The organism is Flavobacterium sp. 22659 (assembly GCF_052044235.1).
In the GTDB taxonomy this organism is placed as follows: Bacteria; Bacteroidota; Bacteroidia; order Flavobacteriales; family Flavobacteriaceae; genus Flavobacterium; species Flavobacterium johnsoniae.
Window position 1 is genome coordinate 130,188 of record NZ_JBQEMU010000017.1, and the last position, 13,568, is coordinate 143,755.

Here is a 13,568-nt window from a genome sequence, read left to right on the forward strand (position 1 = left end):
TTCATTGCACACAGATATTGGAATTTGGAATTTTTCATTATTGGGATTTAAATATTTATTGTGCTATTTTTACAATACAAAAAATCAGAATTATGCAAAGTCCGTCTTTTTCTATTTATGATGCTTCTGCAGGATCAGGAAAGACCTATACTTTGGTTAAAGAATATCTGAAAATTATTCTTTCTTCTCCAAAAAACGATGCTTATCGTAATATTCTGGCCATAACTTTTACCAACAAAGCCGTTCATGAAATGAAAAGCCGTATTGTTGGGAGTTTATCTGAGTTTGCCAAAGAAGAGCCTTCTGCGAAAGCGGTTGATTTAATGGAAGATTTATCTCGGGATACCGGGCTTTCAATTATTCAGTTAAAAGTAAAATCTCAAAGTATCATTAAGCATTTAATTCACAATTATGCTGCTTTTGATATTTCTACTATCGATAAATTTACTCACAAAGTAATTCGGGCTTTTGCGCATGACCTGAATCTGCCAATGACTTTTGAGGTTACTTTGGATACCGAAAATTTACTGGTTGAAGCCGTCGATGCTATTATTGCTCAAGCTGGTCAGGACGAAACGCTGACTAAATTGCTGATCGATTTTACGATGGAAAAAACCGATGATGATAAAAGCTGGGACATTTCGAGAGAAATTCTCGAAACCGGACGTTTGGTTTTGAACGAAAATAATCGAAATGAAATTCTTCATTTTAATGATAAGACAATCGAGGAGTTTGTCGAAATTAAAAAGAAAATGCTGGCTTTGTGTAAAGAACTCGAATCTGAAAACGAACAATTTGCGATTGAAGCGCTTTCTTTAATCGAGAAAAACGGAATCGATCTAAAATCTTTTTCAAGAGGGACTTTTCCAAATCACCTTGAAAGTATTCGTGATGGGAAATTTAATCCACGCAATAAAACCTTTCATGAATTTGATGATATTGCAATTAATAAAACGGCTAAGGACAAATCTTTAATCGAAAATATAATTCCGGATTTACTTCAAATACTGAGTAAAATCTATAAAAATTTTGAAAAAAGAGATTTTTATAAAGCCTTCCTAAAAAATATAACACCGCTTTCATTATTGAATACAGTCAGCAATGAATTGGCAAAGATTCAATCAGAACAAAATGTTTTGTCTATTTCAGAATTCAATGCGATTATTCACCGCGAAATTCAGAATCAGCCTGCACCTTTTATTTATGAGCGTTTAGGTGAAAGATACCGTCATTTTTTTATTGATGAATTTCAGGATACTTCTGAAATGCAATGGCAGAATCTAATTCCGCTTATTGATAATTCGCTTTCAGGTCTGGATGATTTAGGGAATAAAGGAACTTTAATGATTGTCGGAGATCCAAAACAATCTATTTATCGCTGGAGAGGCGGGAAAGCGGAGCAGTTTATTGAGTTAAGCAAAGATGTAAATCCATTCAATAATCCTGATAAGGCAATTAAACATTTAAATACAAATTATAGAAGTTACAGTGAGGTAATTGAGTTTAACAATGCTTTCTTTAAATTGATTTCTTCCGAGTTTTCAAATGAAGATTATAAAGATTTGTATGAAAATCACAGCTTTCAAAATACAAATTCAAAAAAAGGCGGTTATGTAAATATTTCGTTTCTTCCGATAATCGAAAAATCAGATTCTGCAGATGAAGAAGAAGTAATTGAAAAATCGGATTTGTATGTTTTGGCGACCTTAAATACAATTCAAAAAGTAATTCGAGAAGGTTTTGAATATAAAGATATTGTGATTTTGACCCGCAAAAGAGATCAGGGAATTGCTATTGCAAATTATTTAACAGAACAGAATATTCCGCTTTTATCTTCGGAAACATTAATGATTAAAAATGCAACCGAAGTTCGTTTGATTATAAATCTTCTGAGATATTTAAATAACAATGCAGATTTGGAATCGAAAGCCAATTTTCTTCATTTTTTAGCTGAAAATAAAGAAATTGAATTGCCTGTTCATGATTTCATTGCGCAGGGAATGGCTCAAAAATTTGAAGAAGATTTTGAAAAATGGCTTTTAACTTTTGATGTTTCTCTTTCTTTTGAAAATGTTCGAAAAAAATCACTTTACGAAGCCGTCGAAATAATCATTTCTAAGTTTGTTCTACCATCCGAAGGAAATGCTTATGTTCAGTTTTTCTTGGATATCGTTCTGGAAAGAGATATTCGAAATCAAGCTGGTGTGGCAGATTTTTTAAGTTTTTGGGATAAGAATTCTGAGAAATTCAGTATTCCTTCTCCAGAAGGAAATAATGCGGTTCGAATTATGACAATTCACAAGTCCAAAGGTTTGGAGTTTCCTGTTGTTATTATGCCTTTTGCAGAAGAGGATTATAATCGAAAACCAAAAGATAAATTATGGCTCGATACCGAAGAAACAGATTTGGGAGTTCCAAAAGCTTTGATTGATAACAGCAGTGCTGTTGAAGGATTTGGAGAAAGTGCTTCGATAGTTTTTAATTTGAAAAAACAAGAAGAGCTGTTGGATAATATTAATGTTTTGTATGTTGCATTAACACGTGCCGAAGAACAATTATATGTTATTTCGCAATCTTTAAAAGAAAGAAAAGACGGTGAGATGTCCAATAATATGGCATCTTATTTTATTAAATATTTGATGCATAAAGGAATTTATGATTCTGAGAAGTTAGAATACGAATTTGGAAACAAAATAAGACTTTCAAAATCTGAAAAAACAGTTGATTTAGTAAAAACGATTCCAATTGTAAAAGAAGTTTTAAATCCCAAAAATATAAAAATTGCACAGCGAGAAGCGTTAATGTGGGGAACACATCAGCAAGAAGCGATTTCGTATGGAAATATTGTGCATGAAATCCTGGCTTTCGTTAAAGATAAATCAGATGTTGATCTTGCGGTAGTAAAAGCATTAGAAAATGGTTTGATAACAATAGATCAATCTGAAATGGTTTTAAAAACGCTCAAAGAAATTGTAAACCATCCTGAATTAAGTATTTGTTTTGATGGGAATCATAAAGTTTTAAATGAGCAGACTATTGTGCAAAAAGCGGGTAAAATTCTAAAACCGGACAGGGTAGTGCTGACAAATAATAAAGAAGCATATCTTTTGGATTATAAAACTGGCGCAATTAATTCAAAATATCAACAGCAAATTCAAGAATATCAGGATGCAATTGAGGATTTAGGATACAAAGTGTTAAAAAGGGCTTTGATATATATAGGGTCGGAAATTGAAGTGGTAAATTTGTGAAAAAATTAATCAGATGTTAAAGAAATAATGTGGCTTTTTTAGGCTTAAGTTGTTAATTTTTAACGTTTTAAATAAAGTGTAAAAATGTACGGTAAAATTAAAGAACATCTGCAAAGTGAGCTGCAGACAATCGAAGAAAATGGTATTTTCAAAAAGGAGAGAATTATAACATCGCCTCAAGGTGCCGAAATTACGATTTCGACCGGAGAAACAGTTTTAAATTTTTGTGCCAATAATTATTTAGGGCTTTCGTCGCATCCAGAAGTGGTTCAGGCTGCAAAAGATGCAATGGATACTCATGGTTTCGGAATGTCGTCTGTTCGATTTATTTGCGGGACTCAGGATATTCATAAAACATTAGAAAAAAAAATAGCTGACTTTTATGGTACAGAAGATACCATATTGTATGCCGCTGCATTTGATGCAAACGGTGGTGTCTTTGAACCTTTATTAGGAGAAAACGATGCGATTATTTCAGATAGTTTAAATCATGCTTCTATTATAGATGGGGTTCGTTTGTGTAAAGCGACTCGTTATCGTTATGAAAATAACAATATGGAAGATTTGGAACAGCAGTTAATCAAAGCAAATGAAGCGGGAGCCCGTTTTAAATTAATTGTAACTGATGGTGTTTTTTCTATGGACGGTCTGGTTGCGCCTTTAGATAAAATCTGTGATCTTGCAGATAAGTACGATGCAATGGTGATGGTTGATGAATGTCATGCTGCAGGATTTATAGGAGCAACAGGAAAAGGTACGCTTGAAGCAAAAGGTGTAATGGGACGTGTTGATATTATTACTGGAACTCTAGGTAAGGCACTTGGAGGGGCAATGGGAGGTTATACAACGGCTAAAAAAGAAATAATTGAAATTCTTCGTCAGCGATCAAGACCTTATTTGTTCTCAAACTCACTTGCGCCTTCAATTGTTGGAGCTTCAATAAAAGTATTTGAATTATTAGAAAAAGACACAACCCTTAGAGATAAGCTGGAGTGGAATACTAATTATTTTAAAGAAGGAATGAAAGAAGCCGGTTTTGATATAATTGATGGAGATTCTGCAATCGTACCGGTGATGCTTTACGATGCAAAATTATCTCAGACAATGGCAGACGAACTTTTAAAGCTGGGCATTTATGTAGTAGGATTCTTCTTTCCTGTAGTTCCAAAAGATAAGGCGAGAATAAGAGTGCAGCTTTCGGCAGCACATACCAAAGAACACTTAGACAAGGCAATAGAAGCTTTTAAATTAACAGGTAAAATGTTAAAAGTTATATAATTGCCACATTTGGCGTTTTTTTGTAGGTTTTTTTTAACATTTGATTTTGTATTTAAAAAATTTGGTGTTACTTTTGCTTGTAATTAACTAAATTGTAATTAAAAAAATTAAGTATGAAACATCTTAACAAACTTTTAGTTGCTGTATTGATGGCGATGGGTTTAAGCTCACACGCGCAAGACAGTAACAATCCATGGGCTATCTCTTTCGGAGTTAATGCTGTGGATACTAGGACTAGTTCAGGTGCTGGTCATGGGTTTTTTGATCAACACTTCTCTCAGCCTTTCGCTGTAAAAGACAACTGGAATATTCTTCCTTCTTTATCTTACATTGGTGTGTCTAGATATGTAGGTAGTGGTTTCTCAGTTGGTTTACAAGGATCTGTAAACAAAATTGATAAATATGTAACTTTCGCTCCAAGTGCTCCAGGGCATGACGGAAGAGGAAACGTTGTAACTAATCCTGGCGACTTGATGTACTACGGAATTGATGCTACAATCAAATACAGCTTCCAAGAATTAATCAAATCTAAAGTGGTTGATCCTTCGTTATCTGTAGGTGGAGGTTATACTTTCTTCGGAGATAGCAGCTACGGAACTGTTAACCCAGGTGCTGGTGTTACTTTCTGGTTTACTGATGCTATTGGTCTTGAATTAGCTACAAGATACAAGTGGTCTGTTAGTGGTGATAGAGAAGATGCAGCTGGTGTTCCAGATGCTCCATCTCACTTCCAACACACTGCAGGTTTAGTTTTCAAATTCGGAGGTAAAGATACTGACGGAGACGGAATCTATGACAAAGATGATGCTTGTCCAGATGTTGCTGGTTTAAAACAATTCAACGGATGTCCTGATACTGACGGTGACGGAATTGTTGATGCTTCTGATGCTTGTCCAAATGAATTTGGTTTAGCTGCATTAAACGGTTGTCCTGATAGAGACGGAGACGGTGTTGCTGATAAAGATGATGCTTGTCCAGATGTTGCTGGTTTAGCTGCTTTAAAAGGTTGTCCTGACACTGACGGTGACGGTATCGCTGATAAAGATGATAAATGTCCTACAGTTGCTGGTCCTAAAGAAAATGGTGGTTGTCCTTTCTTAGACGCTGATAAAGATGGAGTTTTAGATAAAGATGATGATTGTCCTACAGTTCCTGGTCCAGCTAGTAACAGAGGATGTCCAGAAGTATCTTCTCAAGCTTTAGAAGATCTTAAAGTTCAAGCTAGAGCTATCTACTTTAACTCTGGTAAAGCTACTTTCAAAACTGGTGACAAAGAAACTCCAGCTAGATTAGACGCTATTAAAGAAATCCTTAAAAACTATCCAAACGCGAAATTCTCTATTGAAGGACACACGGATAACACAGGTTCTGCTAAAATCAACGATAAATTATCTCAAGACAGAGCTAATGCTGTATTAAACGCTTTAGTTGAAAGAGGTGTTAATCCAGAAAATTTAGAAGCTAAAGGATTTGGATCTTCTCAACCAGTTGCAAGTAACAAAACTGCTGCAGGTAAAGCACAAAACAGAAGAACTGAAATCAAACATATTGGTTCTAAATACCAAGGTAAACTATAATTTACTTTGTAAATAATACCGAAAAGCCATTCTTAATTGAATGGCTTTTTTTATTTTTATAAAATGATAAATACGTCTTTTTTAGAGAAAATTGCTGGTGTTGTAATACAAAATTATTCAGATAAACTTTCTGAAACCACAATTGTACTGCCTAATAAAAGAGCTAAAGTTTTTCTTATTGAAGCTCTTAAAAAAGAAACATCAAAAACTATTCTCTCTCCGGAAATTATCAGTATTGAAGATTTTGTGCAGGATGTAGCATCCATTAGATCAGTCGATTCTATTGAGCTGTTGTTTGAGTTTTATGAGGTTTATTTGTCAGTAACAGATAAACAGCATCAGCAGTCATTTGAGCTGTTTGCTAATTGGGCAAAAACACTTTTGCAGGATTTTAATGAAATTGATCGTTATCTTTTAGATCCATACCATGTCTTGTCTTATTTGAAAGATATTGAGGATATTAAAAAATGGGGAATTGAAGTAGAAAACAAAACAAAACTTTTAGAAAATTATATTGATTTCTGGAAGCTTCTTCCTATGTATTACGATTCCTTATATAACCATTTATTAAATAAATCTATTGGTTACCAAGGGTTGATTTATAGAGAAGCGGTAAATAACCTGAATCATTTTTCGAATACCATTTCAAACCGTAATTTTATATTTGCCGGATTCAATGCCTTAAACGCTGCAGAAGAAAAAATAGTACAACATCTTTTAGCATTAGATCAAGCCAAAATTTATTGGGATGTAGATCAGACTTTTTTAAATGATCCATATCACGATGCAGGACTTTTTGTGCGTCGTTTTAAAGAAAGCTGGAAACACTATAAATCACATCCTTTCGAGTGGATTGTAGATGATTTTTCACAAACTAAAAATATAGAAGTAATTGGAACCCCAAAAACTATTGGACAGGCTAAAATTGCTGGAAGTATTATTGAAGATTTAATTAATAAGAACCCTTCGGCTTCTTTAGATAAAGTTGCGGTAGTTTTAGGAGAAGAAAATTTGCTAATTCCGGTTTTGTATTCACTTCCTGCTTCTGTTGGTGCTTTGAATATTACGATGGGATATTCAGGAAAAAATAATCCATCGCAGATACTTGTGGCAAAATTTTTCAAAATGCATACAAATGCGCTTTCCCGCGCGGGAAATTATGTTTTTTATTATAAAGATGTGCTCGATGTTTTGACACATCCTTTAGTAGAACCTTATGCAAATGTGAATCATTTAGTCAGAATTATAAAAGAAAACAATTATACTTTTATTACCCTTAATAAAATTTTGGATCTGAATCCAAATCCTTCAAAGTTATTTTCTTTATTATTTCAAAAATGGGAAAATGGATCTGTTGCAGTTTTAGAAAATATTTCGGCAGTTTTGCTGCTTATAAAGCAAAGCTTTAGCAACGATAATGAAGAAGAAAAAATAGCAAAAACGTTTGTTTATGCTGTTTTTAAAGTAATAAATAAGCTTATTAATTATTATTCGCAGCACAAGCATATTGATAATATCGATACGCTTCATGCTATTTATAAACAGATAATAGATGTTGCAGAAGTTTCTTTTGAAGGAGAACCTTTGCGTGGGCTTCAAATTATGGGAGTTCTTGAAAGCCGTGTACTTGATTTCGATACCGTAATTGTAACCTCAATGAATGAAGGAAAATTTCCGGCAGGAAAATCCCAGAATTCATTTATTCCTTATGATGTAAAAAAAGAATTAGGTCTGCCGACTTTTAAAGAAAAAGATGCTATTTATACCTATCACTTTTATCATTTACTGCAACGCGCAAAAAACATCTATCTAATTTATAATACCGAAAACGACGGATTAGACGCCGGTGAAAGAAGTCGTTTTATCACGCAGCTTGAGGTTGAAAAAAAATCGAAGCATAATTTGACTTTTGATATTTATAATCCTGTATTGCCAACTACTGCTTATCAGCCAATGGTGATTCCAAAATCCGATGCAGTTATGGAGCGATTAAAGGAAATTGCTTCAACAGGCTTTTCTCCTTCGGCATTAACAAGTTATATTCGTAATCCTATTGAATTCTATTTTCAAAAAATCCTGCGTATTCGTGAAGTAGAAGAAGTAGAAGAAAATATTGCCTTAAATACACTCGGAACCATTATTCACGAAACATTAAAAGCTTTATATGATCCTTTTGTTGAGAAATTTATTTCTGAGTCTGATATTTTAAATTGTTTTAAATTGTTGGATGACGAAGTTCTGAAGCAATTTAAACTTGTCTATAAAGAAGGTGAAATTAAAAAAGGGAGAAACCTTTTGGCGTTTGAAGTCGCAAAACGAAATGTTTCTAATTTTTTAAAAATTGAATTAGAGTCAATCAAAAATGGAGATGCAATTAAAATTATTGCTTTAGAGAAAACTTTCGAACGAGAATTAGTCCATCCAGAACTGCCGTTTCCGGTTTTAATTAAAGGAAATGTAGACAGAATTGAACTTCGTAACGGAAAAATAAGAATCGTTGATTATAAGACAGGAAAAGTTGAAAAAACAAATGTTATACTTAAATCGTGGAATGGTTTAACACAAGAGCTTAAAAACGATAAAATTATACAGGTATTGGCTTATGCTTTTATGTATGAACAATTTGCGCGAGAAACTCCAATAGAAGTTGGTATTATTTCATTTAAAAATTTAAAATCGGGGTTTTTATCTTTTGGATTTAAAGAAGATAAAGATTTGGAAATTACCGTTTCTAAAGCAATTTTAAATTCTTATGTTGAAGAAATTATACTGCTTTTAAAAGAAATATTTGATCTGAGTATTCCTTTTGAAGAGAAGATTTAAATGCATTTTTAATTTTTGTATAAAATCAAAATCAATGTTTGGTCTTTTAGAAAAGCGATTCAAAAATTGACCCGCTAAACAAAATGCTTGATTTTTTTAAATTTGTATGTTTTCTCTCACTTGCTTTAATGGCGGGGTATTTTGGCTCTATCTACAAAAAAAAGTTCTATTAATATAAAAAAGCTTACCTGATCGTTTTTGTGTTTTTATTTTCTTGGGGTTGAATTTTTATTATGAACTTAATAAGTCAAATGCATTATGATAAATAGAGTGTAAAAACGAAGGATTCGTATAGATTTAAATTTTACTAAAAAAATGTAGTCCAGTTTTTTTAGTTTTTAGATTTTAACTGAATGTTAAGATTCAGATCATAAAGGAAAAAGCTGCGATAATATTAAATAATCATTGCAGCTTTTTGTAAGTATTTTTAACTAAATATTTTTTTGAAAAAACCTTTTTTTGCAGGTTCTTCTGAAATTGAAGCATTTATAGGTCCATTTTCAAAACGAAATCTTCTGAACTTCATCAATTTTACATTTAAGTCAAAACGTAATTCATCTACAGTTTTCATTGGAAATTTTTTTTGCAAATTTAGAAAAAACTTCTATTAAACTGATTATCTGTACGTATCTATAATGTGTTTTGAATTTTATGAATTAAAATGTTTGAATTTTGGATAATTCTCTTTTTTCTGTTAAATTTTTTTAATGATTTTCTTTTAAAAATCACGTTTAATTATAGTATAAACAAAAGTGATTCAGATAGTTGTGCGAAGTCATTTTTTTAACAAGTGTTTAGCCGACAATTCTTTTTATTAAAAATAACTTTGAACTTCTTAAAAAATTAATGTTATATGGTTGATTTAAATACACTTGTAGAAGAAACTGGAGCGGAGTCTGGAATTACTTTTAATATTGACGGAGTTTTGTTAGAATCTGTGAATTTAGAATATGATGGAAATGTTGCTGCGATGATTGGAATGATTTTGAAAATGTGTTTGGAAATGTCTGAAGATGTTAATAATGGCGATTTAAAACAGGTGATGATTAAAAATAATGATGGTATTGTTGTTGCTAACAAAAGCGAGGATGACAATTGTGTAGCATTATTATCTAAAGATATTAGTAAAATGGGGCTTTTGCTTCGTAAAATGGATACTGTTTTCAGCAATTAATTTAAACCAATTATTTATATATACACATGTCAGATTTTTTACAAAATTTTCAAAATGATTTAAAAGAGAATGTTCACGGATTTATCGCAGTTTCTGTAACTGAGGTAGAAACAGGAATGTCGTACTGCTCGCTTTCTGTAAAATCAGATTTTGATCCGGAATTAGCATCTGCTTATAATTTAGAAGTTGTAAAAGCAAAATTAAACGCCATTAAAGCTCTAGGATTAGATCAAAAAATAAACGATATTTTAATTACATTGACGGATCAAATACATATTATAGATGTTTCTGAAGACGGCCAGTATTTTATTTACTTAGCTGTTGATGCTAAAAAAGCAAATCTTGGATTAACAAGAGCTACTTTGGCAAAATTCAAAAAAGACATTATTACAAAATTATAATTTTTGCCCCCAAAATGAAGAAAAGGCTGTTTCGATATCATTTCGAAATGGCCTTTTCTGCTTTTTAATATTTTCCTTTAATTTTACTTGAAGAACTCTAATAAAACAAGCTTCAATTCTTCTTTGTTTTCAATTTGGCTCATATGCCCGTCTTCAAAAGAAACTAATTGTACATATGTATTCTCTGCTTGCGAAAGGCTTTCTTCGTAGCTTAAAACAGGATCTTTCTTTCCTAAAATTAATAAAACAGGAAAACGGTTTTGTTCTAACAGCCACTCTCTGTCTTTTCGTATTTTCATTCCTTCCAATGAAGCTATAATTCCCTGCAAAGGAGTTTTTAAAGCTTCTGTTTTTGCCTTTTCAATTTCTTCTGCTAATCGCGTTCTATTGTTTTCGCTGAATAAATTAGCAATGGCTAAGCTGACAAAGTTGATATAGTTTTGTTTTACAGCTTTTATGGCTCGGTTTCTGTTTAATTTTTTTTCGGCGCTGTCTTCTTTTGAAGTTGAATTTAGTAAAACCAATTTCTGTATTTTCTGCGGATACAATTCGGCGAAAGCCAAACCAACATAACCGCCCATTGAATGACCAAGAATTATCGCTTTTTCTATTTTTAAATGTTCTAAAATTTCGTTTATAACATTGGCATTGTCTTCCATTTCATGAACATAGCCTAAGGGATCAGATTCGCCATGACCTAATAAATCGATTGTTATGACACGATATTTTTCTGAAAAAAAAGCAACATAGTCTTTCCACATTTTTTTGTTTTCCAAAAAGCCGTGAAGTAAAACAATTGCGTTTCCAGTTCCTGAATCTGAGTATGAAATCGTGGTGTTTTTATATAAAAGCGTTTTCAAAATGAACTTTTTTTGTTATGAAGCACAAAGTTAAGAAAGCTGGAGTAAAATATCGAAATGTCTTGGTTTAATTGGGAAATCTTTAAAACGGTAATAAATTTATTTATAACAAAGATCGTTTGTTGACTAATAAAAAATGGCTTCCGTTTCTGAAAGCCATTTAAAATTAAAATCTATTATCACCGTCCAGGAGATTTCCTAATCCACCAAGGAGGCTTCCTTCGTCACGGCTGTTTCCGCCAGATCTTGGTGCCGATGCTATAATGCGGTCTGCTAATCTGGAGAAAGGAAGTGATTGTATGTAAACAGTTCCCGGACCTTTTAATGTGGCATAAAATAATCCTTCGCCTCCAAAAATAGAATTTTTGATGCCGCCAATAAATTCAATATCATAATCTACATCTTTGGTAAAACCAATAATACATCCCGTATCTACTTTTAGAACTTCGCCATGACCCAAAACTTTTTTAGCCATTGTTCCGCCAGAGTGTACAAATGCCATTCCGTCTCCTTCTATTTTCTGCATAATAAAGCCTTCACCGCCAAATAAGCCTCGCCCTAATTTCTGAGAGAATTCGATCCCGACTGAAACGCCTTTTGCAGCGCATAAAAAAGAACTTTTCTGGCAGATAAACTTACCTTGAAATTCTGTTAAGTCAATTGGAAGGATTTTTCCAGGATAGGGCGATGCAAATGATACTTTGCTTTTAGTGTTTCCTTGGTTTAAAAATGCGGTCATAAATAAACTTTCGCCCGTAAGTACTCTTTTACCCGCGCTTAAAAGTTTGCCAAACAAACCTGAGCCTTGTTGTTGAGAGCCGTCTCCAAATATGGTTTCCATCTGAATATTGTTTTCCATCATCATAAAACTGCCGGCTTCGGCAATTACAATTTCCTGCGGATCTAATTCTATCTCGACATATTGCATTTCTTCTCCAAAAATCTGATAATCTATTTCGTGTGCCTGCATGATTTCTTAGTTATTTGTTTTTAAAATTAGACTCATGATACAGCAGAATGTTACAATTTTTGGTGTAGTTCAGTGGTTTTTAAAAACATAAAATCATTTTGTTATTTTAAATTAGTCTTAATTATGTGTTTAATTACTTTAAATTCTATATTTTTGCACCGTTATTATATTTTATCAGAATGGCATTAGTTAGTGATTTGACCACCAAAGTATTATTTGAAACCGAAAAAGGATACAGTTATCAATGTGATTTGACCAATAGTATAATTATCAATTTTGTTGATACAGTGTCAAGTTATAAAATTCATGATTTTTTGATTTTTCAAAGAAAGGTTAACAGCGTTGACATTCTCAATATGCTTTATGACTTATCTGATCAGTCAGACGCGCAGCTGATTGAAACTACCAAAAGAAATTTTTCCAGAAATCTTACTATCTGCGAAATAGTACAGTTAAGAGATTTACTAAACGGAACTAAATTCACCCTCAGTTTGCATTCTATGCTTTGTAATATTGTAAACGTCGAGCTTATTTAGATTCTTACTTAGATTAAATCCAAATTTTCAGGCAGTTAGGACGGTCTTCTTTAATTTTTGTAATTTTACACATATAAAAATTAAAGGATATGAAAGATTTACTAAGAACACGTACTTCATTAGTTGAAGGTGTAGAAAATATATTAAACTTACAGGCAAAATTAGAAAGTGACGCATCTAACAAATATTTAGCTATGGCTGCATGGCTGGATAGAAACGGTTATGCAAATACAGCATCTTATTTGTATAAGCAGGCCGAAGAAGAAAGAGAGCATTTTCTAAAAGTTTTCAAATATATTACAGATATGGGAGGGATTGCCGTTACGCCATCTATTCCAGAAGTGCAGCAAGAATTTGCTTCTTTGAGAGAAGTATTTGAAATTGCTTTGCAAAATGAAATTGCAGTTACTCAGGCAGTAAATAAAGTAATCGCAAAATGTAGAGCTGAGAATGACTATGCTACAGAAGATTTTATGATGTGGTATGTTGCTGAGCAAAGAGAAGAAGAGAAAAACGCAAGAAGAGCTTTAGAGCTTTTTGAGTTAATCGATGAAAATGAAGCTGCTGGCAAATTCCAATTAGATGTGCAAATAGCAAAAATCGGATAATAATCGATTTATATAATTTTAAAAAAAGCTGTCTCAAAAGAGGCAGCTTTTTTTATAAGCTTCGGAGAAGCGAAATATTTATAGACAAAA

General features: G+C 32.6%; 11 protein-coding genes. 8 read left to right on the plus strand and 3 right to left on the minus strand.

All coding sequences use genetic code 11. The features are described 5' to 3' along the window. The first annotated feature begins 92 nt into the window (after positions 1 to 92). The 4 genes from ACTJIW_RS16840 (at position 93) to ACTJIW_RS16855 (ending at position 8,929) form a co-directional block, all read left to right on the plus strand. Positions 93 to 3,251, plus strand: a complete 3,159-nt coding sequence (locus ACTJIW_RS16840; protein ID WP_440716171.1) for a UvrD-helicase domain-containing protein — start codon at positions 93 to 95, stop codon at positions 3,249 to 3,251. Between the two features lie 84 nt (positions 3,252 to 3,335). Further along, positions 3,336 to 4,529, plus strand: a complete 1,194-nt coding sequence (gene kbl / locus ACTJIW_RS16845) for a glycine C-acetyltransferase (protein ID WP_440716170.1) — start codon at positions 3,336 to 3,338, stop codon at positions 4,527 to 4,529. A gap of 113 nt (positions 4,530 to 4,642) precedes the next feature. Next, positions 4,643 to 6,106, plus strand: a complete 1,464-nt coding sequence (locus tag ACTJIW_RS16850; protein ID WP_121359920.1) for an OmpA family protein — start codon at positions 4,643 to 4,645, stop codon at positions 6,104 to 6,106. 63 nt (positions 6,107 to 6,169) lie between these two features. Further along, positions 6,170 to 8,929, plus strand: a complete 2,760-nt coding sequence (locus ACTJIW_RS16855; protein WP_440716169.1) for a PD-(D/E)XK nuclease family protein — start codon at positions 6,170 to 6,172, stop codon at positions 8,927 to 8,929. A gap of 427 nt (positions 8,930 to 9,356) precedes the next feature. Here ACTJIW_RS16855 and ACTJIW_RS16860 read toward each other — a convergent pair whose 3' ends face one another. Continuing rightward, complete coding sequence (locus ACTJIW_RS16860) at positions 9,357 to 9,500, minus strand: hypothetical protein (protein ID WP_159436622.1); 144 nt, start codon at positions 9,498 to 9,500, stop codon at positions 9,357 to 9,359. Positions 9,501 to 9,782: 282 nt separating this feature from the next. Between ACTJIW_RS16860 and ACTJIW_RS16865 the strand changes: the two genes are divergently transcribed. Both ACTJIW_RS16865 and ACTJIW_RS16870 read left to right on the plus strand, forming a co-directional pair. Then, complete coding sequence (locus tag ACTJIW_RS16865) at positions 9,783 to 10,103, plus strand: hypothetical protein (RefSeq protein WP_012022784.1); 321 nt, start codon at positions 9,783 to 9,785, stop codon at positions 10,101 to 10,103. 26 nt (positions 10,104 to 10,129) lie between these two features. Then, positions 10,130 to 10,504: a hypothetical protein gene (locus ACTJIW_RS16870; protein ID WP_012022783.1), complete on the plus strand. Its 375-nt coding sequence runs from the start codon at positions 10,130 to 10,132 to the stop codon at positions 10,502 to 10,504. An 83-nt stretch (positions 10,505 to 10,587) separates the two neighbouring features. Here ACTJIW_RS16870 and ACTJIW_RS16875 read toward each other — a convergent pair whose 3' ends face one another. Beyond that, complete coding sequence (locus ACTJIW_RS16875) at positions 10,588 to 11,364, minus strand: alpha/beta fold hydrolase (RefSeq protein WP_440716168.1); 777 nt, start codon at positions 11,362 to 11,364, stop codon at positions 10,588 to 10,590. Positions 11,365 to 11,530: 166 nt separating this feature from the next. Beyond that, positions 11,531 to 12,334, minus strand: coding sequence for a TIGR00266 family protein (locus ACTJIW_RS16880; protein WP_073410371.1), 804 nt, complete (start codon positions 12,332 to 12,334; stop codon positions 11,531 to 11,533). A 179-nt stretch (positions 12,335 to 12,513) separates the two neighbouring features. On the opposite strand from ACTJIW_RS16880, the gene ACTJIW_RS16885 reads away from it, so the two are divergent. Further along, positions 12,514 to 12,870, plus strand: coding sequence for a hypothetical protein (locus ACTJIW_RS16885; protein ID WP_012022780.1), 357 nt, complete (start codon positions 12,514 to 12,516; stop codon positions 12,868 to 12,870). A gap of 89 nt (positions 12,871 to 12,959) precedes the next feature. Beyond that, positions 12,960 to 13,478 (plus strand): ferritin, encoded by a 519-nt coding sequence (locus ACTJIW_RS16890; protein WP_073410372.1) that lies wholly within the window; start codon positions 12,960 to 12,962, stop codon positions 13,476 to 13,478. Positions 13,479 to 13,568 lie beyond the last annotated feature (90 nt).